24 protein-coding genes are annotated in these 25,150 nt (G+C 60.2%); 21 read left to right on the forward strand and 3 right to left on the reverse strand.

Features of this window, described 5'->3' with window-relative positions:
• Position 1 precedes the first annotated feature (1 nt).
• Both urtB and urtA read right to left on the reverse strand, forming a co-directional pair.
• Positions 2 to 1,585, reverse strand: a complete 1,584-nt coding sequence (gene urtB, locus B9Z51_RS03585) for an urea ABC transporter permease subunit UrtB (protein ID WP_108372695.1) — start codon at positions 1,583 to 1,585, stop codon at positions 2 to 4.
• A gap of 161 nt (positions 1,586 to 1,746) precedes the next feature.
• Positions 1,747 to 3,018: an urea ABC transporter substrate-binding protein gene (urtA, locus tag B9Z51_RS03590; protein WP_108372697.1), complete on the reverse strand. Its 1,272-nt coding sequence runs from the start codon at positions 3,016 to 3,018 to the stop codon at positions 1,747 to 1,749.
• 221 nt (positions 3,019 to 3,239) lie between these two features.
• Between urtA and B9Z51_RS03595 the strand changes: the two genes are divergently transcribed.
• The 7 genes from B9Z51_RS03595 (at position 3,240) to ureG (ending at position 8,029) form a co-directional block, all read left to right on the forward strand.
• Complete coding sequence (locus B9Z51_RS03595; RefSeq protein ID WP_108371828.1) at positions 3,240 to 3,542, forward strand: urease subunit gamma; 303 nt, start codon at positions 3,240 to 3,242, stop codon at positions 3,540 to 3,542.
• Positions 3,543 to 3,577: 35 nt separating this feature from the next.
• On the forward strand, positions 3,578 to 3,742 hold the full coding sequence (locus B9Z51_RS18360; RefSeq protein ID WP_158272815.1) for a hypothetical protein: 165 nt from the start codon (positions 3,578 to 3,580) through the stop codon (positions 3,740 to 3,742).
• Positions 3,743 to 3,749: 7 nt separating this feature from the next.
• Entirely contained in the window at positions 3,750 to 4,088 is a 339-nt protein-coding gene (locus tag B9Z51_RS03600; protein WP_108371830.1) for an urease subunit beta, read from the forward strand.
• A gap of 1 nt (position 4,089) precedes the next feature.
• Positions 4,090 to 5,832 (forward strand): urease subunit alpha, encoded by a 1,743-nt coding sequence (gene ureC, locus B9Z51_RS03605; RefSeq protein WP_108371832.1) that lies wholly within the window; start codon positions 4,090 to 4,092, stop codon positions 5,830 to 5,832.
• A 178-nt stretch (positions 5,833 to 6,010) separates the two neighbouring features.
• A complete protein-coding gene (gene ureE, locus B9Z51_RS03610; protein WP_108371834.1) occupies positions 6,011 to 6,688 on the forward strand; it encodes an urease accessory protein UreE in 678 nt (225 codons plus the stop codon).
• A complete protein-coding gene (locus B9Z51_RS03615) occupies positions 6,678 to 7,367 on the forward strand; it encodes an urease accessory protein UreF (RefSeq protein ID WP_108371836.1) in 690 nt (229 codons plus the stop codon). The genes ureE and B9Z51_RS03615 overlap by 11 nt, the downstream gene beginning before the upstream one ends.
• Positions 7,364 to 8,029 (forward strand): urease accessory protein UreG, encoded by a 666-nt coding sequence (gene ureG, locus B9Z51_RS03620; RefSeq protein ID WP_108371838.1) that lies wholly within the window; start codon positions 7,364 to 7,366, stop codon positions 8,027 to 8,029. The genes B9Z51_RS03615 and ureG overlap by 4 nt, the downstream gene beginning before the upstream one ends.
• A gap of 24 nt (positions 8,030 to 8,053) precedes the next feature.
• Here ureG and B9Z51_RS03625 read toward each other — a convergent pair whose 3' ends face one another.
• Positions 8,054 to 8,947, reverse strand: coding sequence for an SDR family NAD(P)-dependent oxidoreductase (locus B9Z51_RS03625; RefSeq protein WP_108371840.1), 894 nt, complete (start codon positions 8,945 to 8,947; stop codon positions 8,054 to 8,056).
• 197 nt (positions 8,948 to 9,144) lie between these two features.
• Here B9Z51_RS03625 and B9Z51_RS03630 point away from each other — a divergent pair, with 197 nt between their 5' ends.
• From B9Z51_RS03630 to B9Z51_RS03695, 14 genes are read left to right on the forward strand one after another with little or no spacing between them, the layout of a single operon-like run.
• A complete protein-coding gene (locus tag B9Z51_RS03630) occupies positions 9,145 to 10,635 on the forward strand; it encodes a carotenoid oxygenase family protein (RefSeq protein WP_108371842.1) in 1,491 nt (496 codons plus the stop codon).
• A gap of 54 nt (positions 10,636 to 10,689) precedes the next feature.
• On the forward strand, positions 10,690 to 12,165 hold the full coding sequence (locus B9Z51_RS03635) for a carotenoid oxygenase family protein (protein ID WP_108371844.1): 1,476 nt from the start codon (positions 10,690 to 10,692) through the stop codon (positions 12,163 to 12,165).
• 16 nt (positions 12,166 to 12,181) lie between these two features.
• Complete coding sequence (locus B9Z51_RS03640) at positions 12,182 to 12,646, forward strand: lipocalin-like domain-containing protein (protein ID WP_158272816.1); 465 nt, start codon at positions 12,182 to 12,184, stop codon at positions 12,644 to 12,646.
• Positions 12,646 to 14,346, forward strand: a complete 1,701-nt coding sequence (paaN, locus tag B9Z51_RS03645) for a phenylacetic acid degradation protein PaaN (RefSeq protein ID WP_108371846.1) — start codon at positions 12,646 to 12,648, stop codon at positions 14,344 to 14,346. Before B9Z51_RS03640 ends, paaN begins: the two co-directional genes overlap by 1 nt.
• A gap of 11 nt (positions 14,347 to 14,357) precedes the next feature.
• The gene (locus B9Z51_RS03650; RefSeq protein ID WP_199227437.1) at positions 14,358 to 15,332 is read left to right on the forward strand and encodes a nitronate monooxygenase family protein; all 975 of its coding nucleotides are present in this window, start codon (positions 14,358 to 14,360) and stop codon (positions 15,330 to 15,332) included.
• A complete protein-coding gene (locus tag B9Z51_RS03655) occupies positions 15,329 to 16,567 on the forward strand; it encodes an acetyl-CoA acetyltransferase (protein ID WP_108371850.1) in 1,239 nt (412 codons plus the stop codon). Before B9Z51_RS03650 ends, B9Z51_RS03655 begins: the two co-directional genes overlap by 4 nt.
• On the forward strand, positions 16,564 to 17,538 hold the full coding sequence (locus B9Z51_RS03660) for a DUF1295 domain-containing protein (RefSeq protein WP_108371852.1): 975 nt from the start codon (positions 16,564 to 16,566) through the stop codon (positions 17,536 to 17,538). Before B9Z51_RS03655 ends, B9Z51_RS03660 begins: the two co-directional genes overlap by 4 nt.
• Positions 17,535 to 18,734, forward strand: coding sequence for an acetyl-CoA C-acyltransferase (locus B9Z51_RS03665; protein ID WP_108371854.1), 1,200 nt, complete (start codon positions 17,535 to 17,537; stop codon positions 18,732 to 18,734). The genes B9Z51_RS03660 and B9Z51_RS03665 overlap by 4 nt, the downstream gene beginning before the upstream one ends.
• A gap of 33 nt (positions 18,735 to 18,767) precedes the next feature.
• Positions 18,768 to 19,709 carry a helix-turn-helix domain-containing protein gene (locus B9Z51_RS03670; RefSeq protein WP_158272817.1) on the forward strand — a complete coding sequence of 314 codons (942 nt, stop codon included), beginning with the start codon at positions 18,768 to 18,770 and terminating at the stop codon, positions 19,707 to 19,709.
• Positions 19,706 to 20,590 carry a branched-chain amino acid ABC transporter permease gene (locus B9Z51_RS03675; protein WP_108371858.1) on the forward strand — a complete coding sequence of 295 codons (885 nt, stop codon included), beginning with the start codon at positions 19,706 to 19,708 and terminating at the stop codon, positions 20,588 to 20,590. Before B9Z51_RS03670 ends, B9Z51_RS03675 begins: the two co-directional genes overlap by 4 nt.
• Before the next feature lie 14 nt (positions 20,591 to 20,604).
• The gene (locus tag B9Z51_RS03680) at positions 20,605 to 21,681 is read left to right on the forward strand and encodes a branched-chain amino acid ABC transporter permease (RefSeq protein WP_108371860.1); all 1,077 of its coding nucleotides are present in this window, start codon (positions 20,605 to 20,607) and stop codon (positions 21,679 to 21,681) included.
• Entirely contained in the window at positions 21,678 to 22,457 is a 780-nt protein-coding gene (locus B9Z51_RS03685) for an ABC transporter ATP-binding protein (protein ID WP_108371862.1), read from the forward strand. Before B9Z51_RS03680 ends, B9Z51_RS03685 begins: the two co-directional genes overlap by 4 nt.
• A 2-nt stretch (positions 22,458 to 22,459) precedes the next feature.
• Entirely contained in the window at positions 22,460 to 23,236 is a 777-nt protein-coding gene (locus B9Z51_RS03690) for an ABC transporter ATP-binding protein (RefSeq protein ID WP_108371864.1), read from the forward strand.
• Between the two features lie 11 nt (positions 23,237 to 23,247).
• Positions 23,248 to 25,092, forward strand: coding sequence for a long-chain fatty acid--CoA ligase (locus B9Z51_RS03695; protein ID WP_108372700.1), 1,845 nt, complete (start codon positions 23,248 to 23,250; stop codon positions 25,090 to 25,092).
• Positions 25,093 to 25,150: the final 58 nt, after the last annotated feature.

The raw sequence follows: 25,150 nt of genomic DNA on the forward strand, positions 1-25,150 counted from the left end.
TTCACGCTTCGGCGCTGCGACCCTTCATCGCGAAGATGCCTTGAGGCCGCTTCTGGATGAAGATGATGATGAACACCAGCACGCAGATCTTGGCCAGCACAGCGCCGGTCCAGCCTTCGAGCAACTTGTTGACCAGGCCCAAGCCCAGCGCGGCATACACGGTGCCGGCCAACTGGCCCACGCCGCCCAAGACCACCACCATGAACGAGTCCACGATGTAGCTTTGGCCCAGGTCTGGGCCGACGTTGCCGACCTGACTCAAGGCGCATCCGGCCAGACCGGCAATGCCCGAGCCCAGCGCAAACGCATAGGTGTCGATGCGTGCCGTGTTCACGCCCATGCAAGACGCCATGGGGCGGTTTTGCGTGACACCACGCACAAACAGGCCCAGACGCGTTTTACCGATCATGAGCGACATGCCGATCAGTACCGCGGCTGCGAAAACGATGATCAGCACACGGTTCCAGGGCAATTGCAAATTGGGCAGAAGTTGCAAGGAACCACTCATCCATGACGGGTTTTCCACCCCCACGTTTTGCGCGCCAAACAGACTGCGCACGCCTTGCATGAGCACCAGGCTGATGCCCCAGGTGGCGAGCAAGGTCTCCAGTGGACGGCCATACAAGTGCTTGAGCACGGTGCGCTCCATCACCGCGCCCACCAGGGCCGAAGTGATGAACGCGACCGGAATCGCCACGGCCAGATAGGCATCAAACGCGCCGGGCAGGTAATGGCGGAACAAGGCTTGCACCACATAGGTGGCGTAAGCACCGATCATCATCAGCTCGCCATGCGCCATGTTGATCACGCCCATCAAACCATAGGTGATGGCCAAACCCAGCGCCACCAGCAGCAAGATGGAACCCAGACTGGCACCGGTGAACAGCGTTCCCAAGCGTTCGCCCCAGCGCAAGCTTTCCTGCACGGCGGCCAAGGAGGTTTGAAGTTGTTTTTTGACCGAAGGGTCCTGCTCCTCAGCCAAGCGCTGGTTGAGCAGCAACAGGGTCTCAGGTTGCCGGCTGGCAGCCAACTCTTGCGCAGCCAGCAAGCGGTCATTGGCCACGTTGCTGCCCAAAAGCGCTGCAGCACGGGCTTGACGCACCAGGCTCTTGACGGTCTCGTCTTGTTCGGCGGTCAGCGCCTTGTTCAGCAGGGGCGCGCGGCTGGCGTCGGGCTCCTTGAGCAGCGACAAGGCGGCCAAGCGGCGCACCTTCACATCGGCACTGAACAACTTAAGTGCTGCCAAGGCGGTGTCCAACTCGCCACGCAGGCGGTTGTTCAGCATCACATCTTCGGCATCATCGGGCACTTGCACCGACTGACCTGTGACCGGGTCTGTCCCCCGGCCATCACGGGCAATGATCACCTGAGACTTGCTGATCTTGACGACATCGTCCGACAGCGCCTGCAGGTAAACAGCCGTTTTTTCATCGCCCTGTGCCACCGCCTTGGCCAAGGCTTCTACGCGGGCATCGCTGTCTCCTGTCGCAATGCCTCGGGCTTCGTCCATCGTCAGGGCGTGCGCAGCCGTCAGGCTCCACACCGCACTGGCGATCAACGCGCCTTTCACAATCCATCTTTTCATTTTGATCATCTCTTGGCCTCACATGACTTTGGCCGTAGGTCGGAGCTTCAGCTCCGACAAGCACCCATGTCGGGGCTGAAGCCACCGACCTACAAAACGCTGTTGCCATCCGGAAAAAGGGAGGGAATGCGCCCTCCCTTTTTCAGAACGACTTCAAACGATCATTTCTTGGCTGGCTCGTCAGGCTTCTTGTCGTTGCCTTCAATGAAGGGGCTCCATGGCTTGGCCTTGACGGGGCCAGGTGTCTTCCAGACCACGTTGAACTGGCCGTCGGCCTTGATCTCGCCGATGAACACCGACTTGTGCAGATGGTGGTTTTTCTCGTCCATCTTGCTGGTGATGCCGCTGGGTGCCTTGAAGGTTTGACCGGCCATCGCGGCGATCACTTTGTCGGTGTCGGTGGACTTGGCTTTTTCAACCGCTTGCTTCCACATGTTGATGCCGATGTAAGTGGCTTCCATCGGGTCATTGGTCAAAGGCTTGTCTTTGTGACCGGCGATGTTCTTGGCCTTGGCGTAAGCAGACCACTTCTTGATGAAGTCATCGTTGGCGGGGTTCTTGATGCTCATGAAATAGTTCCATGCAGCCAAGTGACCCACCAAAGGCTTGGTGTCCACGCCGCGCAACTCTTCTTCACCCACAGAGAAGGCCACCACAGGCACGTCTTTGGCTTTCAGGCCAGCGTTGCCCAGTTCCTTGTAGAAAGGCACGTTGGAGTCACCGTTGATGGTGGAGACCACAGCGGTCTTGCCACCGGCTGAAAATTTCTTCACGTCAGCCACGATGGTCTGGTAATCGCTGTGACCAAATGGGGTGTATTTTTCGTCGATGTCAGACTCTTTCACGCCCTTGCTTTTGAGGTAAGCGCGCAAGATTTTGTTGGTGGTGCGGGGGTACACGTAGTCTGTACCGAGCAAGACCCAACGCTTGGCCGCGCCGCCTTCTTTGCTCATCAGGTAGTCCACGGCAGGAATCGCTTGCTGGTTGGGCGCAGCGCCTGTGTAGAACACATTTTTGGACAGCTCTTCACCTTCGTATTGCACGGGGTAGAACAGCAGGCCGTTCATTTCTTCAACGACCGGCAACACCGATTTGCGTGACACCGAAGTCCAGCAACCGAAGATCACCGAGACTTTGTCTTGACCCAGCAACTGCTTGGTTTTTTCAGCAAACAAAGGCCAGTTGGAAGCGGGGTCCACGATCACGGGCTCGAGCTTTTTACCGAGCACGCCACCCTTGGCGTTGATTTCATCAATGGCCATGAGCACGGTGTCTTTCAACACGGTCTCGGAAATGGCCATGGTGCCGGACAAGCTGTGCAGCACGCCCACCTTGATGGTGTCAGCGGCCAGTGCTTGGACCGAAAAAGTCAAGCTGCCTGCCACGAGGGCGGCAGCAGTAGCGAGGGCTTTGAGATTGCCACGACGGTTCATCATGTGATCACTCCAATCAGGTTAAGGATGTTTGAAAAAACAAGCGGAGACTTGCAACGCTGATTCCTCACTTGCAAACGCCGTGCCAGCTTTTGAAAATACGTTCATGCACCAGAAACGCCTGGGCCTGCCCATGGAAAATTTCAAAGTCCCTATAAAGAGGCACGCTCTTTGCTACATTGAAGGCATCAGACCGATCCACTTTCAAAGCACGCACCAATATGGAACTCACCCCTCGCGAAAAAGACAAGCTGCTGATCTTCACAGCCGCTTTGCTGGCCGAACGCCGCAAGGCCCGCGGCTTGAAACTGAACTACCCCGAAGCCATCGCCCTGATCAGCGCTGCGGTCATGGAAGGCGCACGGGATGGGAAGACTGTGGCCGAACTGATGAGCGAAGGCCGCACCGTTTTGACTCGTGCCTACGTGATGGACGGCATCGCCGAAATGATTCCCGACATCCAGGTCGAAGCAACCTTTCCCGACGGCACCAAATTGGTGACCGTGCACCAACCTATCGTTTGAACACCCCTCAGCCCGACCCACCTGGAGACATGCCCATGAAAAATATCGCAACGCTTTTCATCGCCACGACGGCCATCACCGCAAGCGCTCACGACGGACACGGCCTGGAAGGCGCCCACTGGCACAGCACCGACGCCTGGGGCTTTGTGGTTTTTGGCGCCGTGGCGCTGGCCGCCTGGTTCTTCGGTCGCGGCAAGTGAGGCCCACATGACACCCGGAGAATTTTTGATAGACAGCGGAAGCCATCCACTCAATGTGGGCCGACGCACATGCACGCTGGTGGTGCAAAACGCCAGCGATCGGCCGATTCAGGTGGGCTCGCATTACCACTTTGCAGAAACCAATGGCGGCCTGAGCTTTGACCGCGCTGCCGCGCAAGGCATGCGCCTGAACATCGCCTCGGGCACGGCGGTGCGCTTTGAGCCCGGCCAACAACGCACCGTCGAGTTGGTGGACTATGCGGGCGACCGTGTGGTGTATGGCTTCAGGGGCCTCACGAATGGTGCACTCGATGGTGCACCTGACAACGCACAGAAAGCAGACTGACATGGCCCACATCGACAAACGCGCTTACGCCGAAATGTTCGGCCCCACCGTGGGCGACCGCGTCCGCCTGGCCGACACGGCCCTGATCATCGAGGTGGAAAAAGACTTCACGCTGCAAGCCGGTGGCTATGGCGAAGAGGTCAAGTTCGGCGGCGGTAAAACCATCCGTGACGGCATGTCGCAATCGCAACGCACAAACGCTGCCTACGGAACGGGCCCCGAAGCGCCCGGCGCGATGGACTGCGTGCTGACCAACGCCCTCATCGTCGACCACTGGGGCATCGTCAAAGCCGACATCGGCCTCAAGGGCAACCGCATCGCCGCCATTGGCAAAGCAGGCAACCCCGACACGCAACCGGGCGTGGACATCGTCATTGGCCCCGGCACCGAGATCATCAGCTGCGAAGGCCTGATCGTCACCGCCGGCGGCATCGACTCGCACATCCACTTCATTGCCCCCCAGCAGATCGACGAGGCGCTGGCCAGCGGCGTGACCACCATGTTGGGCGGCGGCACGGGCCCGGCCACCGGCACCTTTGCCACCACCTGCACACCCGGCCCTTTCAACATCGAACGCATGATGCAAGCGGCCGATGCCTTTCCGATGAACCTGGGCTTTCTGGGCAAGGGCAATGCGGCCCTGCCTGCGGCGCTGCATGAGCAGATCAGCGCGGGCGCGATTGGCCTGAAGCTGCACGAAGACTGGGGCACCACGCCTGCGGCCATCGACAACTGCCTGAACGTGGCGGAAGAAACCGATACGCAAGTGGCGATCCACACCGACACGCTCAACGAGTCGGGCTTTGTGGAAGACACCGTGGCCGCATTCAAGGGCCGCACCATCCACACCTTTCACACCGAAGGCGCGGGCGGCGGGCACGCGCCCGACATCTTGAAAGTGGTGGGCGAAGCCAACGTGCTGCCGTCTTCGACCAACCCCACACGCCCCTACACCATCAACACGCTCGACGAGCATGTGGACATGCTCATGGTCTGCCACCACCTGGACCCGGCGATTGCCGAAGACCTGGCCTTTGCCGAGAGCCGCATCCGCAAGGAAACCATTGCGGCCGAAGACATCCTGCACGACCTGGGCGCCATCAGCATGATGAGCAGCGACAGCCAGGCCATGGGCCGCGTGGGCGAGGTGATCATCCGCACCTGGCAGACCGCGCACAAGATGAAGCAACAACGCGGCAGCCTGCCCGGCGACACCGACCGCCACGACAACGCTCGCGTCAAACGCTACATCGCCAAGTACACCATCAACCCGGCGATTGCTCATGGCATGAGCCACGAAGTGGGCAGCATCGAAGTGGGCAAGTGGGCTGACTTGGTGATCTGGAAGCCGGCCTTCTTTGGCGTCAAGCCTGCGCTCATCTTGAAGGGTGGCTTCATCGCCTTGGCCGCCATGGGCGACCCGAACGCGTCCATCCCCACGCCGCAGCCGGTGCATTACCGCCCCATGTTTGGCAGCTTTGGTGGTGCGCTGACCCGCAACTCGCTGACTTTTGTGTCGCAAGCAGCTTTGAATGCCGGCATCGGCGCACGTTACGGCCTGGCCAAAACCCTGAGCGCCGTGAAAAACATCCGCCAAGTCGGCAAAAAAGACATGGTCCACAACGACTACGCGCCCCGCATGGAGGTCGATGCACAGACCTATGCGGTGCGTGCAGACGGCCAATTGTTGGTGTGCGAGCCAGCCACCAGCTTGCCCATGACGCAACGCTACTTTTTGTTCTGATGCATGCTCACATACCTCACCATCCATTTGACCCTTGGAGCAGCGGCGCTGTTATTGGCGCTTTTGGTGTATTCCTTTTCCAGAAAGAATTTCCTGAAGACTTATAGGTATGCAGACTCAGCGATTGGAGTATTGCTCATCGTGGCCGGAGTCGTTGTCACTTTGATTTATTCTTGACATGTTGCAAATTTCAAAAATTCTTCCTGCAGGCAAAGGCTTGGCATCGGTACTGCTGCGACGGGCAGCAACGGTCAGTCTTGATTGGGACATCCGTCAAAAAAGTCGATTTCCCACCACAGATACCCAAGGGCGAAAACTGGCAGTTTTCCTTCCACGTGGCACGGTGCTGCGTGGCGGCGATGTGTTGGTGGCCGAAGACGGCTCGCTTATCCGTGTGGAGGCCGCACCGCAAAACGTGCTGCGCATCACCGCCTGCACCGAGCAGGGCTCGTCCTTTGACCTGACCCGCGCCGCCTACCACCTGGGCAACCGCCATGTGCCGATCGAACTCAAGCCCGACCACCTGAAGATCGAGCCCGACCATGTGCTGGCCGACATGCTGCGTGCCATGCACATGACGGTGGTGCTCGTGTCCGAGCCCTTCGAACCCGAAAGCGGCGCTTATGGCGACCATGGTGGGTCTTCACACCATCATGGACATAGCCACGATCACGGGCACGATCAACCGGGCCATGAACACACAGCTCTCGGCGAGCCACATATGCACGGGCCAGATTGCAAGCACGAGCATGCGGCTCCAGCAGCGAGCCCCATGGCAGGCAAACGGATCGCCATCCCGATCCGTTCCGCCGGTGCCGACCATGTGCACAGCCCCGGCGGCAACCATGACCACTGACACCGCGCCTTCGGGTTTGCTGCAACTGATCTGGCTCGCATCGCCCGCGCTGCCCATTGGCGGCTTCTCATACTCCGAAGGCCTGGAAGCCGCCATCGAGCAAGGCCTGGTGCACAGCGAAGCCAGCGCCACCGACTGGGTGGTGGACCAGCTACATCTGACGCAGTCACGCGGCGACATGGCCGTGATGGCACAAGCCATCCCTGCCTGGCAAGGCATGGACACTGCCCGCCTGCAAGCGCTGAACGATTGGGTCATGGCCACCCGCGAAAGCGCCGAGATGCGCTTGCAAGCCGAGCAAATGGGTCGCTCCTTGCTCGATTGGCTGCGCAATTTGCAGCAAGCCAGCGAATCCCAACTGCAATGCTGCGCGCAACTGCCCCCCACCTACCCACTGGCCATGGCGCTGGCTTTGTCCTTGGCACAAGCGCCCATCGACCATGCGCTGCAAGCCTGTGCTTTCGGCTGGGCCGAAAACATGACCCAGGCCGCGCTCAAGGCCGTGCCCTTGGGCCAAAGCGCAGGGCAGCGCATGCTGGCGCGATTGGCCCGCGAAATCCCATTGGCTGTACAAACGGCCACTGAACTACAAGATGAAGATCGCCAAGCCTTCAGCCCCATGCTGGCCATCTTGTCGTCGCGCCACGAAACCCAATACTCCCGCATCTTCCGATCATGAACAGCCCATCCTTTTCTGCACTGCACCACATTCCCAACCGCAGCAAAAAACTGCCGCCCCTGCGAGTGGGCATTGGCGGACCTGTGGGCTCCGGCAAAACCACGCTGCTGGAGATGCTGTGCAAAAACATGCGCGAACGCTGGGACCTGATCGCCATCACCAACGACATTTACACCAAGGAAGACCAACGCTTGCTCACCGTGAGCGGCGCGTTGCCTGCCGAGCGCATCATGGGCGTGGAAACCGGCGGCTGCCCGCACACGGCCATCCGCGAAGACGCGTCCATCAACCTCGAAGCGATTGACCGCATGCTGGAGAAATTTCCGAATGCCGACGTGGTCTTCATCGAAAGCGGCGGCGACAACCTGGCCGCCACCTTCAGCCCGGAACTCTCCGACCTCACGATCTACGTGATCGACGTGGCTGCAGGTGAAAAGATCCCCCGCAAAGGCGGCCCGGGCATCACCAAGAGCGATTTGTTCGTGATCAACAAGACCGACCTGGCACCGCATGTGGGGGCCGATCTGGAGGTGATGCGCACCGACACCGACCGCATGCGCCCCAACCGCGAAACCCGCCCCTGGGTCATGACCAACCTCAAAACGCTGGACGGTCTGGCCGACGTGGTGGCCTTCATTGAAAAGCGCGGCATGCTGGTTTAAGGCAGCCCGCGCAGCCTCTAGACCTCAATGGCCACCATCGGCCATGAAGGACTGAAAGGCGGTGACCGAATCCACATGGGTTTGCCCCTGCAAATCCAACAATTGCGCCCAGACCTGCGCCATGTCGGTGCCTGCTACCGAGGGGGTCTCGACCGGCCAAGAACGGGCATAACGCCCGCCCCCCGCCACCAGCACCTGGCCGTTGATCGCGCACTCAGGACTGAGCAACCAAACCGCCGCAGGGGCCAGCGCCTCGGGCGCCAGCACATCGGCCCAGGCCGGTGGCAAATGCGATGCGGTCATTTGCGAATGCGCATAGGGCGACAGCGCATTGCATTGGATGCCATGCTTGATGCCCTCCAGCGCCAGTGAGCGCATCAGAGATTCGATGGCCCCTTTGGAGGCGGCGTAAGCCGTCAAGCCATGGTTGCCAAATCGGCCAGCACTCGAAGAGCTGACCAGGGCGCGGCCGTAGCGCTGCGCACGGAACACGGGCCAGGCCGCATGCAACAAGGACAAGGTGCTGACCACGCCCGAGTCGATGATGGTCCTGAGTTCATTCAGGCTCAGGGTATGAAAGGCGGCCTGCTGGGGAATGGCCGCATTGGCATACACCATGTCCAGGCGCCCCCATGTGTTCATGGCCTGCTCGACCATGCGGGCGCCCGCATCGGGGTCGAGCGCATCGTCATGGTTGGCTTGAGCCTGCCCGCCTTGCGCACGGATCAGCGCCACCACCTGTGCGGCACTGGTCTGCTCATCCTGCTCCCCCGGATGACGGCGGTTGTTGACCAGCACCCTGGCCCCACGGCTGGCCAATTGCAGGCTGACAGCCCGGCCGATGCCCTTGCCTGCACCGGTCACGATCACCACGCGCCCTGTCAATAAGGTGGAGGTGGCTTGGCTTGCTTCGTTCATGAAATCTCCTCTTGTGAAAACCGTGCGCTCGGCCGTCAGACCCGACGCCTGCGCTTGAAAACTCAAGGCATTGAATACGGGAAGTGCCCCCAAAAATAGTCGCGTAAGTTACTGGACACCCGATCAAACCCCATTGCGTTGCGAAATCAAGTGACCTATTCTCAGTTCAACAGCGATAGTAATCAAGGTGAAAAACGATGACAACTGAAATAGTGAGCACACTGCGCAGCGACCTGGTCGCTGGTGACCATCCCTATCTTCAAGGTGCCTGGACACCCTTGCTCGAAGAAGTCAATGCGACCGATCTGAAGGTCCTGGAAGGCGCTATTCCCCTGGACATCGATGGCGTGTATTTGCGCAACACCGAAAACCCGCTCTTCCAGGCCAAGGGCAAGTACCACCCCTTTGATGGCGACGGCATGCTGCACATGGCCGCCTTCAAAAATGGCCAGGTCAGCTACCGCAACCGCTTCATCCAAACCAAGGGTCTGCAGGCTGAACTGGAAGCCGGGCGCGCCCTGTGGGCGGGCCTGATGGAAGACCCGGCCTTGTCCGAGCGCGCAGGCTGGGGCGCTCACGGCAGCCTCAAGGATTCGTCGAGCACCGATGTGGTGGTGCACGCGGGCCGCGCTCTGACCACGTTTTACCAATGCGGCGAAGGCTACCGTGTTGATCCACTGAGCCTGGAGCACGAGGGCATCCCGCCCTGGTCACCGCTGGACGGTATTTCTGCCCATTGCAAAGTGGACGAAAGCAACGGCGAACTGCTGTTTTTCAACTACTCCAAGCATGCCCCCTACATGCACTACGGCGTGGTCGACAAGCACGACAAGCTGGTGCATTACGTGCCCATTCCCTTGCCAGGCCCCCGCTTGCCACACGACATGGCCTTCACGGAAAACTACGCCATCCTCAACGATTTTCCTCTGTACTGGGACCCCGAGTTGCTGGCCCAAGGCAAGCATGTGGTGCGCTTTTTCAAAGACACGCCCTCACGCATCGCCATCATTCCACGGCGCGGTCAGACCGAAGACATCATCTGGTTTGAAGCCGCGCCCACCTTTGTGCTGCACTGGCTCAATGCTTACGAAGAGGGTGACGAGATCGTGCTTGACGGCTATTTCCAGGACGACCCCATGCCGCGCAACTACGAAGGCGCGCCTGCGGGTTACGAGCGCATGATGTCGTATCTGGACCAGAAAAAAATGGGCTGCCACCTGCACCGCTGGCGCTTCAACCTGAAAACCGGCAAGACCACGGAAAAGCGTCTGGACGAGCGCATTCTGGAATTTGGCATGTTCAACCAGCGCTACGCCACAAAGCCTTACCGCTATGCCTACAGCGCCGTGCAAGTGCCCGGCTGGTTTTTGTTCCATGGCTATGTCAAACACGACTTGCAAACCGGTGACTCCTGGGAGATCCGTTTGCCCGAAGGCCAATACGCCAGTGAAGCACCGTTTGCCCCACGCGTGAACGCCAAGGACGAAGACGACGGTTACTTGGTGAGCTTCATCACCAATGAAAAAACCCAGCGTTCAGAAATCATCCTGATCGACTCGAAGAAGTTTGAAGCCGGGCCGGTCTGCCGCATCGAGCTGCCGCACAAACTGTGCAGCGGCACGCATGCCTGCTGGGCGAGTGGGGCCGACATGCAAGCCGGTGGCTTGCTCTCCGGGCAAGCACGCTGATCCCGCCCCGCTGCCACCCCCCCCCCCGAAACGCACACTGATTTGGAGAACACCATGGGACTTGAAACCTTCGTTGAGACACCCCCCTATCTGATTGACAACCCGAATTTGCAGGGGGGGTTTGCCCCTGTGGACCAGGAGTTGGTGGTGCAAGATTTTGAAGTCATCGGTGAAATACCCAAAGACTTCAGCGGCATGTATGTGCGCAACGGACCCGTTCCGCAGTACAGCCCCAAGGGCAAATACCACTGGTACGACGGCGATGGCATGTTGCATGCCGTGCATTTCCGCAACGGCCAGGTCACTTACCGCAACCGGTGGGTCGACACCGAAGGCTTGCAGGCCGATCAGGCCGCTGGAGAAAGTCTGGCCCCAGGCCTCAAGCAGCGCCTGCCCGAAGGTGCTTTGCCTGACGATGCGCTCAAAAACACCTCCAACACCGATGTGAAATTTCACAACGGCAAACTGCTGTCGATGTGGTACCGCGGTGGCGCCGTCTACCAAGTCGACCCCTTAACGCTGCAGACCGTGGGCAAGCTCGAATCCGATCCACGCCTGAAGGGCCTGCAAATTTCAGCGCACTCACGCGTGGACGAGCGCACGGGCGAATACCTGTTTTTCGCCTATGGCAACAAGCACCCTTACATGCATTACGGTGTGGTCAATGCGCAGGGTCAATTGCAAACCCTGGTCCCGGTGGAATTGCCAGGCCCACGCTTGCCGCACGACATGGCCATCACGGCCAACTACAGCGTCTTGCATGACTTCCCGCTGATCAACAACCCTGAAGCCTTGAAGGCAGGGCGTTACAGCCTGGAGTTTCACCCCGAGTGGAAATCGCGCTTTGCCGTCATCCCCAGACACGGCAGCGCGCAAGACATCCGCTGGTTTGAAGCCGACCCGCGCTACATGCTGCATGTGGCCAATGCTTGGGAAGAAGTCAATGACAAGGGTGAAACCGAAATCGTCATGCTGGGCACGCCTTACGCCATGCCCAAGCAGTTTGACGGCAGCCTGGATGTCAAGCGCTTGCTGTTCACCATTGGCACCCAAGGCACCGAATACGAGTTCTACCAATGGCGTTTTAACCTGGCCACTGGCCAGACCCGCGAGAGCGTGGTGGACGACATCCTGAACACCGAGTTCCCGATGATCAACGCTTGGTACCAAGGCTACAAAACCCGCTACACCTACCATGTGCTGATGGGCCGTGCGCGCACTGTGGAGCAACCCCACTTTGCAGGTTTGGCCAAGTACGACCTGGAAACCGGCAGTGCGGTGACCTACCACCCCGGCGAAGGCTATTGGTTCAGCGAAGCCCCATTTGCCCCGCGCGACAACCCGCAGGCCGAAGACGACGGTTACCTGATTGGCTTTGTCTGGAACGGTCTGGAAAATCGCTCGGAAGTCTGGATCATCGATGCTCAAAAAGTGGCCAATGGGCCGGTGGCTCGGGTCATCTTGCCGCAACGTGTGCCCCACGGTTTTCACAGCACCTGGGTGCGTGAATCCCTCTTGCCTCAGGCCTGATTCGGTCGCGAACACCATGAGCACCTCCACAACCCTAAGAACAGCCCAGGATTTGTTGGGTGTCTGGAACCTGGTGCGCTGGGAAATCACCTACGACGATGGTCGCCCCACCACCTACCCCTTTGGCCCGGATGCCACCGGTCTGATCCAGTACACGCACGACGGCGGCATGGCCGCCTGCATCGCCCGCGCAGGCCGCGCCCCCCTGTCCAGCGCCAGCGTGCGCAGCGCACCAGAGGCCGAACGCCTGGCCGCGTTCGAGAGTTTCTTCCAATACGCCGGGCGTTACGAAGTGCTTCAACACGAAGGCCGGGCCCAGGTGGTGCACCACGTCAGCCATGCGCTGAACCCCAACTTTGTGGGCAGCGACCAGATTCGCAACATGGACTTTGCAGCCGATGGCACGCTGACCCTGTCGGCATCTGACCCGGTGCCCGGCACCGCCATCTTGCGCCACCACCGATTGATCTGGAGACGTTGATGACCCTCTTCGAAAAGCACCAAGCCCGCTTTGAGCAGGCCCAGCAAGCCTGTGCCACGCGCCACTGCTGGAGCCCTTATCCGGAAATGCCCGACAAGTACCCCGAGGCCGCGCACGCCAAAAGCGCGGGACTTGCCGCTTTCGAACAGCACCTGAAAAACGGCCGATTTGAACTGGACCAACCCGGTATCACCGGCTGGATCGGCGAAGAGATATCGCCTTACACCCAGCAAGCTCTGGGTGTGGTCTACCCGCAATCGGACATCAACACCCTGTTCAACGCCGCCGAACAAGCGATGGACAGCTGGGCACAAGCGCCTTACACGCAGCGCATTGGCGTGCTGATGGAAGTGCTTGAAGTTTTGTACCGTGACCACCTCTTTGAAGTCTTGCACGCGGTCATGCACACCGCAGGGCAAAGCTACAACATGGCCTATGCCGGCTCGGGCGTGAACGCGCTCGACCGCAGCATCGAAGCCCTGGTGTATGCCGAGCAAGCCATGTGCTCGGTGGCTCCTTCGGCCCACTGGTCCAGGCGCTTTGGCAGCTCTGAGATCCACTTGCAAAAAACCTACCGGCTGGTGCCGCGTGGCACAGCCGTGTGTTTTTCGTGCGCGAGTTTTCCCACCTGGAACGCCTGGCCTTCCATGATGGCCAGCCTGGCAACTGGCAACCCGGTGATCCTCAAACCCCACCCGGCCACCGTGTTGCCCATGGCCATCACGGTCAAGGCCTTTCGCCAGGTGCTGCAGGCCGCAGGCTTTGACCCCAACCTGGTGACCCTGGCCATTGACACGACCAGTGAGCCGATTGGCAAAGTGCTGATCAAGCACCCCAAAACGGCCATCGTGGACTTCACCGGCAGTGTTCGTTTTGGCCAATGGGTGGAACAAAACGCCCACCCTGCATTGGCCTTCACCGAAACAGCCGGTTGCAACACCGTGGTGCTGGAGTCGGCGCAAGACCTGGACGCGGCTTTGCGCAATCTGGCCACCACCATGTGCCTGTTCAGCGCACAAATGTGCACCAGTCCGCAAAACATTTACATCCCGAAATCGGGCGTGAACACGCCGCAAGGCACGGTGCCTTTCAACGAAGTTGCCCAACGCCTGGCCACGGCCGTGCAAGCCCTGACCTCGGACCCGAAAAAAGCGTCCATGATTTTGGCCACCATCCAATCGCCGCAAACACTGGCGCTGCTGCAAGAGATGCAAGCCCAAGGCCAGCAGCGTGGCCAAGTGCTGCTGTCACCCCGGCCCTATTCACACCCGGACTTTCCAGGCGCCCGCACCAGCACGCCGCTCATGCTGCAGGTCAGCACCCGCGAGCGTGACCTGTACGCCGAAGAACGTTTCGGCCCGATCAGTTTTGTCATCGCCTGTGAAGATGCAGACGATGCACTCAAACAAGCCACGCAAGACGCCCGCAGCCAAGGCGGTTTGACCGCATTTTTGTATTCAATGCGCGAAGACTTCATCGCCCAGGCCGAAAAGGCCTATGCCCGTGCAGGCGCCCAGCTGACGATTAACCTGGTGGGGGCCATGCCTTTGAACTTTGCAGCGGCTTACAGCGATTACCACGTCACGGGCCTGAATCCGGCGGGCAATGCCACGCTGACCAACCTGGCGTTTGTGGCCGGTCGCTTTGGCATTGTTCAATCGCGTCGCCCGGTCACGCAAGATAGCGGCACCACCCCATGACACACGACCGCATGAGTTCCTCACGCCTGCCCCTGCGACTGCCGGTGTTTGCTGCCCCCATGTTTTTGATCTCGGGCCCCGAGATGGTGATGGCCGCTTGCAAGGCGGGCATTGTGGGGGCTTTTCCCACACCCAATGCGCGCCCCATCGACAAACTCGACGAGTGGATGAAAACCATCACCGAAGGCCTGGCGGCCGCCCGTGATGTGCAAGGTGCCGACACGGTGGGCCCCTGGTGCGCCAACCTCGTCACCCACTCGTCCAACACCCGGCTGACACAAGACCTGGAATTGATTGCCCGCTACAAACCGCCGGTGGTGGTCACGGCTTTGGGCAGTCCCAAACCCGCCATCGAGGTGGTGCACGGCTATGGGGGTCGGGTATTCGCCGATGTCATCAACCTGTCGCTGGCGCAAAAAGCCGTCAAGGCCGGGGCCGATGGCCTGGCTTGCGTCTCGGCAGGTGCAGGGGGGCACACCGGCTTTTTGTCGCCGTTTGCGTTCGTCAGCGCCATTCGTGAGTTTTTCGATGGCGAAGTGGTTTTGGGCGGCGGCATCAGCGACGGTTGGGGCATTGCCGGGGCCATCGCAGCAGGCGCCGATTATGTGTACATGGGCACACGCTTCATTCCAGCCCTTGAGAGCATGGCGCCCGAGGCCTACAAACAAATGGTCGTCGACAGCACAGTGGACGACCTGATCGTCAGCGCCGGGGTGACCGGCACATCGGCCAGTTGGCTCAAGCCCTCGCTGCGCCTGAACGGCCTGGACCCGGACAACATGCCCGATGCCCCTTCCCGCCAATACGACAGCAGTGCTTCGTTTGCGGGCAAGAAATGGCTGGATGTCTGGGCTGCAGGTCAGGGCCTCGGAACCATCCACCAAACCGCCCCCATGGCCAGCATCGTGGACCAGCTGGCCATCGAATACACCACTGCCATGCAGCGCCTGCAAGCCCTGCCCTATCCCCAAAGGAGTTTCCAATGAGCGCACCTGTTTACATCCTCGGCGGCTACCAGTCCGACTTTGCCAAGTCCTGGGCGCGTCAGGGTCAAGACATCTCTGACATGGTGCAAGAAGCCACCCAGGGCGTGCTGGACCATGCCGGACTGGACACCTCGGCGATTGAGAGCATTCATGTGGGCAATGCCTTTGGTGAAATGCAACGCCAGCAAGCCCACCTGGGCTCCATGGTGGCGCAAATGACCCCCGAACTCTGCGGCGTGCCAGCCATGCGCCATGAAGGCGCCTGCGCATCCTCTTCGCTGGGCGTGTTGGCAGCCATGGCCGAAATCGAAGCGGGCCGCTACGACTGCGTGCTGGTGATGGGTGTCGAAGAGTTCAAGAACACTTCGGGCAATGTGGCCTCGGTCAACCAGAACGCTGCGGCCTGGCAGGGGCATGAAGACATCGATTGCACCTTCATGTGGCCCGCCGCCTTTGGTTTGCTGGCTCAAGAATACGAACGCCGCTATGGCCTCGACCGCAAACACCTGAACCGGATTGCCGAAATCAATTACGGCAACGCCAAACGCAACCCTTTGGCACAAACCCGCGCTTGGCAATTCGATGCCCTGAGCTTCACCGACGACGATGAAGCCAACCCGATCATCGAGCCCGGCACACGCCGCCAGGACTGCGGCCAGATCACCGATGGTGCTTGCGCTGTGGTGCTGGCCTCTGCCCGTTTTGCACAGGCCTATGCCCAAAAGCGTGGCCATGGCCTGGACCCATTGGCCCGCATTGCGGGCTGGGGCCATCGCAACGCGGGTCTGCGCTTGCGCGACAAGATCGAACGCAGCCAAGGCCAGCCCTATGTGTTTCCCCATGTGCGGCAAACCATCGAAGACGCCTGGCGCCGTGCCGGTGTGTCGGGCATTGACGCGATGAGCGGCATCGAAACCCACGACTGCTTCACCACCACCGAGTACATGGCCATTGACCACCTGGGCCTGACGGCTCCTGGGCAAAGCTGGCAAGCGGTGGAAGACGGCTCGATTGCCCCCGGTGGTCGCTGCCCGGTCAACATGAGTGGCGGCCTGATCGGTTGTGGTCACCCGGTGGGTGCCACCGGTACGCGCATGCTCTGGGACGCGGCTCGCCAAGTCACCGGACAAGCCGAGGCCTGTCAGATAGAAGGCGCCAATCGGATTCAGACCTTGAACATCGGTGGCTCTTGCGCCACTGTGGTGAGTTTTGTGGTGGAGGCAGGACAAGCATGATCAATTCTTTATGGCAACAACACGCGCCAACCCTTTTGGTGGCTTGGGCCTTGCTCGCCGCCGTGTGGCTGTGGGCCATGCCGCGCGAAAACATCCGCTGGATTGACCGGGCTTACCCTGTGCTGCCCCTGGCGGTGGCAGCCGTGGCCGCCAGCGGCCAGGTGGCCCCGGGGTTTTTGGCTGATTTTTTGCAGTTCGGCATCTGGCTGTGGCTGTGGCTGACCGTGGTGTGGGTCATCAGCCTGATCAAACGCGATGCCAGCATCATGGACATTGCCTACGGCCTGCTCTTGTTGGCTGCACCCTGGTGGCTTTACCAGCATTTGGGGGCTGATGGACAAGCATCGCATCTGCTTTTGCTGGCCATGGCCACGGTGGGTTTCGGCCGTTATTCGCTCTACATTCTGTGGCGCAATCTGCCGCACGGTGAAGACCCGCGCTACGCCCGCTGGCGTCAGCGCTCAGGCGCGCGCTTTTGGTGGTGGAGCTATTTCCAGGTCTTTTTGCTGCAAGGCGTGGTGATCTGGGTGTGGGCCATTCCCTTGTTGTTTGGCATGACCTCTCCTGGCCCCATTGGCTTTTGGCATGTGGCGGGCGCCTTGGTCTGGCTGGTCGGTTTTGTCTTCGAGGCCGGTGCTGATTGGCAGCTGACCCGGTTCAAGCGCCTGCGCACAGACAAGTCTCAATTGCTCAACACCGGTTTGTGGGCCCTGACACGCCACCCCAACTATTTCGGTCAGACCTGCATGTGGTGGGGCTACAGCGTGTTTGCGCTGTCTCATCCGTGGGGCTGGCTGTCGGTTGTTCCAGCGATTTATGTGACCTGGTTCATGAACAAAGGATCGGCCACCTCGCTCATGGAACGCCACATGGCCAAAAGCAAGCCCGGCTACGCCGACTATTGCGCCAATGTGCCGGCATTTTTTCCCCGCCTGCCGACCAAGACCTCTCAAGCCAAGGACAAGGCATGACCCAAGCTCTCATCATCGAAGCCCTGCGCACCCCCCGGGGGCGAGGCAATGACAAAGGCGCGCTGCGCAGCCTCAAACCGGTGGATTTGCTGGCCAGGCAATTGCAGGCACTGGCCCAACGCACCGGTATTGATACGGCCCAGGTGAGCGACGCCATCATTGGCTGTGTGACGCAAACGGCCGATCAAGGCGCCAACATCGCCAAACTCGCCCTGGTGCGGGCAGGCTGGAGCGATCAGGTGCCCGGCCTGAGCATCAACCGCTACTGCGCCTCGGGCCTGAGCGCTGTTCATTTGGCTGCACAGCAGGCCATGGACAACGACAGCTTGGCCGTGGGTGGTGGCGTGGAAATGATGTCGCGCGTGCCCATGGCGTCTGATCAGGGACCCCTGACGCACGACTTCGAATTTCAGCAACAGACCACGCTGGTGCCCATCGGCATTTCAGCCGACACCATTGCCACCATGGAAGGTTTTGACCGCGCCCAATGTGACGCCTACGCGCTGGCCTCGCAGCAACGTGCTGTGGCGGCCTTGCAGCAAGGCCGTTACCGGTCCGTGACCCCGGTGCTCAATGCCGAGGGTGCTGTGCTGCTGGCGCAGGACGAAACGCCCAGAGCGCAAACCACACTTGAAAGTCTGGGCCAATTGCCACCCGCATTCGCGGCCATGGCCGAGAAATACGGCATCGACAAGCTCATGTGCCAACGCTATGGCCTGAGCCACGTCGACCATGTGCAGCACGCAGGCAACTCCCCCACCATGGCCGATGGGGCCTCGGCCGTTTTGCTCGCCAGCCCTGCGGCCGCCCAACGCCTGGGGCTCAAGGCCCGCGCCCGCATCCTGGCCACCGCCACGGTGAGCGTGGACCGCACCCTGGCCCTGACGGGGGCCGTGCAAGCCACCGAGAAGGCCCTGGCACTGGCGGGCCTGACCGTGCAAGACATCGACCTGTTTGAGGTCAATGAATCCTTTGCCTCGCTCATGTTGCACTACATGAAGCACCTGAACGTGCCCCACGACAAGCTCAATGTGAACGGCGGCGCCATCGCCCTGGGTCATGCCATGGGCTCGACCGGCAGCACGCTGCTGGGCATGGCCATGGACGAGCTGGAACAGCGTCAGGCCCGCTACGCACTGGTGTCCTTGTGTGGTGCGGCAGGCTTGGCCGTGGCCATGGTGATTGAGCGGATTTGAACCGGCGACATGCCCATCATTGAGCCGCCGTCCATGCTGAAAGCCCTCGACCTTGAGCTGACGCACGATGCGCTCGCCACGAGCACGCTGAGCCACGGCCTGAAGGTCTTTGGCGACCGCTGGACCGTGCAGGTCATGTTGTCGGTGTTTCTGGGCATCCGGCGTTTCGATGAACTGCAAAGTCACTCCGGCATTCCTCGCCCCACTTTGTCGAACCGGCTGCGTGCGCTGGTGCAAATCGGCGTCCTCAAACCCCGGCTCTACCAGGAAAGACCACCGCGCCATGAGTACCACCTGACGCGCAAAGGCACGGGCCTTTATGACGCGACCTTGATGGTCTGGTTATGGGAGCAACGCTGGGGCAGCCGCGCTGTGGCCTTGCCTCAAAAATTGCACCACAAGACCTGCCAGCACGACTTTTCGCCCGAATTGACCTGTCAGGCCTGTGGTGACAAGGTCGGCATGAACGACCTGAGTTTCAGCCTGTCGCCCAACGCGCGTTTGCGCCACGAGCCGCTTGAGGGCATGTCCCCACCCCGCATGTCCACCCGTGAATCGGCAGAAATGAGCCTCGGTTTGCGCGTGGACCGCTGGAGCCTGCTGGTGTTGACCGCCGTGGTTCTGGGATGCCATTACTTTGACCAGATCTCCAAAGTCCTGGGCATTGGTCCCAACGTCTTGTCCCGGCGCTTGTCCGGCATGGTCGAAGTCGGCTTGCTGCGCTGTGCAACCGATGCCCACGACGCCCGCAGACGCCTGTACCGCCTGACCCCCAGCAGCCGCGATCTGTTCGGCTACATCGTGTGCCTGTCCACTTGGGCGGGCGAGTCACATCTGCACGAACCCAGCTCCATCCGCCCACGTCACCTGGCCTGTCAACACAGTTTCATGCCCCGTGTGGCCTGTGACCATTGTCACCAGACGCTTTTCCCCTGGGACGTGAGCTTCACATCTTCGAAAGCTAAAAACACATGAATGATCTCTGGTCAACCTTGGCCCAATTGACGGTGAATGGCATCGCCGTGGGGGCCATTTATGCCCTGGTGGCGCTGGGCATTGTGCTGATCTACAAAGCCACCGAAGTGCTGAATTTTGCACACGGCGACTTGCTGGTGGTCTCGGCCTTCAGCGCCTGGGGGCTGATCACCGTTTGGGGACTGCCGTTCTGGCTGGCCCTGCTGATCACCGTCATCAGTGTGGCGCTGTTCGCTTACGCCCTCGACGCTTTCATCATCCGCCGCATCGCCGGTCAACCCCAGTTTTCAGGGGTGATGCTGACCATTGCCCTGGCCTTCATGATCCGGGGCGCTGTCAGCATGGTGTTTGGCCCGGAGTCGCGCAACTACCCCACGCCCTGGACCAACCAGAGCAGCCAGATTGCGGGACTGTCCATCGCCAACTTGCAATTGGTGATTCTGGGCACCTCCATGCTGGTGACGTTGGTGCTGTTTTTCTTTTTCCGCTACACGCGTTTGGGCGTGGCCATGCAAGCCGCTTCGCAAAACCAGCTGGCCGCTTACCTCAACGGTGTGCGTGTCAAACGGGTCAACTCGCTGGTGTGGGCACTGGGCGGCATCACCGCAGCCTTCGCTGGGGTTTTGCTCGCGCCCATCACCTTGGTGGACATCAGCTTGTGGTTTGTCACGCTCAAAGCACTGTCAGCCCTGGTGCTGGGGGGATTTGGCAGCATTCCGGGCGCCATTGTTGGCGGCTTGCTGATCGGTCTGATTGAACAATACGCCGGGGTCTACATGCCCGATGGCACCAAGGACATCGTGGCCTATCTGGTGCTGATCGGGGTCCTCATCGTGCGCCCGCATGGTCTGCTGGGTGAAGCCCACGGACGCCGCGTCTGAACAGGAAAAGCTGCATGCAATTCGATTACCACACCCGATACCGCGAAGGCTTTGCGCTGTGGCGCACCGCTTTTGACCGCAACGTTTATGCCTTGCTGCTGCTGGTCTTGTGCGCCCTGCCCTGGTTCATCACGCCCTTTGCACTGGGTGAGATGGCCTACGTGTTCATTTTGTGCGTGGCCAGCCTGGGCTTGATGGCCCTCACAGGGCTGACAGGTCAGGTCTCACTCGGTCATGCCGCTTTCGTGGCCATTGGTGCCTATGGCCACGCCTGGTTCTTGTCCAAGGGCTTGCCCCTGCCCGTGTCCATGTTACTGGCAGCCTTGACCAGTGCAGCAGCAGGTCTGCTGGTGGGCATTCCGGCCATCCGGGTTTCGGGGCTTTACCTGGCCATGGTCACCATGGCTTTTGCCATCATCATTGAACAGGTCATTGGCCACTGGAGCTCGGTGACCGGCGGCTTCACGGGCCTGGCCGTGAACGACCCGATCGTGTGGGGCCTGTCCCTGAGCGGACCCAAGGCCTTCTATTACTTTTGCCTGGCGATGCTGACCCTGGTGTTGCTGGCCTTGCTCAACCTCTTGCGTTCGGGCATGGGCCGCGCCTTGATGGGCGTGCGTGAGTCCGAGGCGGCATCGTATGCGCTGGGCATTCCGGTCGAGCGCGTCAAAGCGGGCGCCTTTGCACTTTCAGCCGGTATCACCGGTCTGGCGGGCAGCATGCTGGCGCATCACCTGAAATACCTGACACCCGATGGTTTCACCTTGCTGCTGTCCCTGGAGCTGGTGCTGATGGTGGTCATTGGGGGCTTGGGCAGCCTGCGGGGCGCGGTGCTGGGCGCCATTTTGATCAGCTTGCTGCCCACGGCGATCTCGCGCATCAAGCCCTTTTTGCCAGATGGACTGGCCCGGCAATTCGGGCTTGAAACTTTTATTTTTGGCCTCGTGCTGGCCATCTTTGTGCTGTATGAACCCATGGGCCTGAATGGCCGCTGGATCAAGATCCGCAGTCTTTTGGAGTCTTTCCCCCTCTACCGCAAAGACACCTTCAAGCGCAACAAGCGCTACATGAAATCGGAGCGTTACCGTTGAGCCCCATCCAAGCCCCAAGCCCTTTGCTGTCGGTCCAGAACCTGTCGCTCGCCTTTGGTGGCGTGAAGGCCATCACGGACCTCAGCCTGGAGGTTCATCCCGGTGAAGTCCTGGCCGTGATCGGACCCAATGGCGCTGGGAAAACCTCCCTGCTCAATGCCGTGACCCGCGTGTTCGACCCCACCAGTGGGCAGATCAACTTCAAAGGCCAGGACCTCACACGCCTGCAACGCCACCAGATCGCCCATCTGGGTGTGGCGCGCACCTTCCAGAACATCGAACTCTTTGAAGCCGCCACAGTGCTGGACAACTTGCTCTTGGGTCGAAACCGCTTCTTCCAGGGCCATTGGTGGCAGCAAATCCTGCGCACCCCGGCACTGACACGCCTGGAAGAGGCTGCACACGCTGAGGTGGAAGATGTCATCGATTTTCTGGAACTCACCCCCTGGCGACATGCCCAGATTGCAGGCCTGCCCTATGGCGTGCGCAAGGTGGTTGAGCTGGGCCGCGCCCTGTGCGCCAAACCCGAATTGCTCTTTCTGGACGAGCCCGCTTCCGGTCTGAACCCGGAGGAAACGCGCGAGCTGGCATTCTGGATCGACGACATCCGCAGTGAACTGGGCATCACCGTGGTCATGGTCGAACACGACATGTCCCTGGTCAGTGCTGTGGCCGACCGGGTCATCTGCATGGCGCAAGGGCGCGTGCTGGCCGAAGGCAGCCCCAGTGCTGTGCAAAGTCACCCGGCCGTGATCGCCGCTTATTTGGGAGCCTGAAGATGGGCGTTTTGCTGGACATACGAAACCTGGAAACCTGGTACGGCCCGATTGCGGCCATGCAAGGCGTGAACCTGCAGGTTGAACAAGGCCAAATGGTGACCGTGCTGGGTGCCAATGGCGCAGGAAAAACCACCTTGCTCAACACCCTGGCAGGCGTGATCGACCCTTTCAAGGGAGAAGTTCTTTTCAACGACCAGAAGGTGCATGGCCTGGATGCCGACGAGGTCTGCCGCCGTGGTTTGGTGCTGGTGCCTGAAGGGCGTCAAATCTACCCCTTCCTGAGTGTTCGGGAAAACCTCAACATGGGCGCTTACACACGAACCGATGGCTCGCAGACTGAACAAGATTTGGCGCGGGTCTTTGAATGGTTTCCTCGCTTGCTGGAACGCCAGGAGCAGCACGCCGGTTTACTCTCCGGTGGTGAGCAGCAAATGCTGGTGATCGGCCGCGCTTACATGAGTCAGCCGAAACTGCTGATGCTCGACGAACCGTCTTTGGGTCTGTCGCCTTTGCTGACCAAGGAAATTTTCAACATCATCAGCCGCATCCGGCATGAAACCGGCACCGCTGTGTTGGTGGTTGAACAAAATGCGGCCATTGCGCTGGCCCATGCTGACTATGGCTACATCATGGAGTTGGGTCGCATTGTGGCGGCGGACACCTGCAGTGCCCTGAGCCAAAAAGCCGATGTGCGCGAAGCCTATCTCGGCGGACATGCCACGCAAGGCCTGAGCGGCACCCAACAACGCTGGAAACGGCGCAAGACCTGGCGATGAAACGGCCCCCCATGCACACCATTCATACGATGACACCCTCCGCCATCACCTACCTGGGCGAAGACACACCTGCCAAGGTCTTTCGCCAACGTTGCAAGGCTTGGGCCGCGCTGCCCGCCCTGCGTTACAAGCAACGGGGCCTTTGGCAAACCACGACGTGGGGCGAGTACTACGGCCATGCCCGAGCCACAGGCCTGGCTTTGCAAGCCTTGGGCATGGAGCGCGGTCAGGTGGTATGCGTCCTGGCCGAAAACCGCCCCGAATGGCTGTTTGTCGACATGGGCGCGCAGTGCATGGGCTTCATCGGCAACGGTGTGTACCCCACCTCCTCCGAAGGTCAGTTGCAACACATCCTGGTCGACTCCGGTGCGCGCATCCTGTTTGTGGAAAACCAGGAGCAACTGGACAAGGCCCTGGCCATTCGGGATCAATGCCCGCTGCTGCAACGCATCGTGGTTATGGAACGCGAAGGTCTGCGGGGGTTCAGCGACCCGGCGGTTGAATTCTTTGACGACTTTCTGGCACAAGGCCACACCCTGGCACAAACCCGTCTCAACGACTTTGAAACCTCGATCGATCACACCCAAGGTGATGCACTGGCCTTTCTGGTTTACACCTCGGGCACCACGGGCGCGCCCAAGGGTGCCATGATCCTGAACAGTAACCTGGTGTTTCAGCTGAGCCTGGCCACCGAATACCTGGATGTGCAGCAGGGCGACAAATCGGTGTCATTTTTGCCCTTGTGCCACATCGCCGAGCGCATGTCCTCGGTCTACAACCCACTGGCTGTGGGTTTGATTGTTCACTTCCCGGAAAACTCCGGCACGGTGTTCAATGACCTGCGCGAAGTCGCCCCGCATCTTGTGTTTGCGCCCCCGCGCTTCTGGGAAAAAATGTACTCCCAGATCGACCTGTTCATGCGCGATGCGATTGCACCCGCCCGATGGGCCTACCAGACGGCCAGAAGATGGGGCGCGGCCCATGTCGAAGCGCAATTGCAAGGTCAACACATCTCACCACCGGGTTTTTTGCAAAAGGCCTTGCAATGGCTGGCCCTGCGCAATGTGCGCATCTTTTTAGGCCTGCAAAACGTCAAAAGTGCCTTGACCGGCGCTGCACCGGTGCCGCCCGATTTGATCCGCTGGTATCTGGGCTGCGGCATTGAATTGCGCGAAGCCTTTGGCATGACCGAAACCACCGGCTTTTGCACCGCCACACCCCAAGGGGCATTGCGCCTGGGCTGGGCGGGCATCAAGGCCCCGGGCACCGAAATGCGAATTGGCGTTGACAATGAAGTGCAGGTGCGCGGCCCCAACGTTTTTGGCGGCTACTGGAACATGCCTGAGAAAACCCGCGAAAGCATCGACGACGAAGGTTGGTTGCACACCGGTGACTGCGGCGAAATCAGCGCTGAAGGCTATCTGGCGATCCGCGATCGCATCAAGGACATCCTGATCACCTCCGGGGGCAAGAATGTCACGCCCAGCCACATTGAAAGTCTGCTCAAGTTCAGCCCCTACATCACCGACGCCGTGGTCATTGGTGATGGCCGCAAATACCTCACTTGCCTGGTCATGATCGATCAAGAGCATGTGGCCCGCTATGCCCAAGAACATCAAGTGCCCTACACCGACTTTGCCAGCCTGACCCGTGCGCCGGAGGTGATTGCCCTTATCCATGCCGAAATCGAGCGGATCAACCCCCAACTGGCCCGGGTGGAACAAATCAAGTCTTTCAAAATCATTGGCGAATTGCTCACGGCCGAGGACGAAGAGCTCACGCCAACGATGAAACTCAAACGCAAGGTCATTGCCAGCAAATACGCGGCCTTGATCGACAGCATGTATGAAAACTGAGAAGGCCACTCAGGATAAGCACGGTTCCATGAAACAGGCCAGATGGCTACCTTTTACC

Source organism: Limnohabitans sp. T6-5 (assembly GCF_003063315.1).
Classification (GTDB): Bacteria; Pseudomonadota; Gammaproteobacteria; order Burkholderiales; family Burkholderiaceae_C; genus Limnohabitans_A.

What these genes read in the sequence shown, in the direction of transcription:
- urtB (WP_108372695.1), bottom strand. Translation starts at nt 1,585, where the DNA reads ATGAAAAGATGGATTGTGAAAGGCGCGTTGATCGCCAGTGCGGTGTGG.
- urtA (WP_108372697.1), bottom strand. Translation starts at nt 3,018, where the DNA reads ATGAACCGTCGTGGCAATCTCAAAGCCCTCGCTACTGCTGCCGCCCTC.
- B9Z51_RS03595 (WP_108371828.1), top strand. Translation starts at nt 3,240, where the DNA reads ATGGAACTCACCCCTCGCGAAAAAGACAAGCTGCTGATCTTCACAGCC.
- B9Z51_RS18360 (WP_158272815.1), top strand. Translation starts at nt 3,578, where the DNA reads ATGAAAAATATCGCAACGCTTTTCATCGCCACGACGGCCATCACCGCA.
- B9Z51_RS03600 (WP_108371830.1), top strand. Translation starts at nt 3,750, where the DNA reads ATGACACCCGGAGAATTTTTGATAGACAGCGGAAGCCATCCACTCAAT.
- ureC (WP_108371832.1), top strand. Translation starts at nt 4,090, where the DNA reads ATGGCCCACATCGACAAACGCGCTTACGCCGAAATGTTCGGCCCCACC.
- ureE (WP_108371834.1), top strand. Translation starts at nt 6,011, where the DNA reads ATGTTGCAAATTTCAAAAATTCTTCCTGCAGGCAAAGGCTTGGCATCG.
- B9Z51_RS03615 (WP_108371836.1), top strand. Translation starts at nt 6,678, where the DNA reads ATGACCACTGACACCGCGCCTTCGGGTTTGCTGCAACTGATCTGGCTC.
- ureG (WP_108371838.1), top strand. Translation starts at nt 7,364, where the DNA reads ATGAACAGCCCATCCTTTTCTGCACTGCACCACATTCCCAACCGCAGC.
- B9Z51_RS03625 (WP_108371840.1), bottom strand. Translation starts at nt 8,947, where the DNA reads ATGAACGAAGCAAGCCAAGCCACCTCCACCTTATTGACAGGGCGCGTG.
- B9Z51_RS03630 (WP_108371842.1), top strand. Translation starts at nt 9,145, where the DNA reads ATGACAACTGAAATAGTGAGCACACTGCGCAGCGACCTGGTCGCTGGT.
- B9Z51_RS03635 (WP_108371844.1), top strand. Translation starts at nt 10,690, where the DNA reads ATGGGACTTGAAACCTTCGTTGAGACACCCCCCTATCTGATTGACAAC.
- B9Z51_RS03640 (WP_158272816.1), top strand. Translation starts at nt 12,182, where the DNA reads ATGAGCACCTCCACAACCCTAAGAACAGCCCAGGATTTGTTGGGTGTC.
- paaN (WP_108371846.1), top strand. Translation starts at nt 12,646, where the DNA reads ATGACCCTCTTCGAAAAGCACCAAGCCCGCTTTGAGCAGGCCCAGCAA.
- B9Z51_RS03650 (WP_199227437.1), top strand. Translation starts at nt 14,358, where the DNA reads ATGAGTTCCTCACGCCTGCCCCTGCGACTGCCGGTGTTTGCTGCCCCC.
- B9Z51_RS03655 (WP_108371850.1), top strand. Translation starts at nt 15,329, where the DNA reads ATGAGCGCACCTGTTTACATCCTCGGCGGCTACCAGTCCGACTTTGCC.
- B9Z51_RS03660 (WP_108371852.1), top strand. Translation starts at nt 16,564, where the DNA reads ATGATCAATTCTTTATGGCAACAACACGCGCCAACCCTTTTGGTGGCT.
- B9Z51_RS03665 (WP_108371854.1), top strand. Translation starts at nt 17,535, where the DNA reads ATGACCCAAGCTCTCATCATCGAAGCCCTGCGCACCCCCCGGGGGCGA.
- B9Z51_RS03670 (WP_158272817.1), top strand. Translation starts at nt 18,768, where the DNA reads ATGCTGAAAGCCCTCGACCTTGAGCTGACGCACGATGCGCTCGCCACG.
- B9Z51_RS03675 (WP_108371858.1), top strand. Translation starts at nt 19,706, where the DNA reads ATGAATGATCTCTGGTCAACCTTGGCCCAATTGACGGTGAATGGCATC.
- B9Z51_RS03680 (WP_108371860.1), top strand. Translation starts at nt 20,605, where the DNA reads ATGCAATTCGATTACCACACCCGATACCGCGAAGGCTTTGCGCTGTGG.
- B9Z51_RS03690 (WP_108371864.1), top strand. Translation starts at nt 22,460, where the DNA reads ATGGGCGTTTTGCTGGACATACGAAACCTGGAAACCTGGTACGGCCCG.
- B9Z51_RS03695 (WP_108372700.1), top strand. Translation starts at nt 23,248, where the DNA reads ATGCACACCATTCATACGATGACACCCTCCGCCATCACCTACCTGGGC.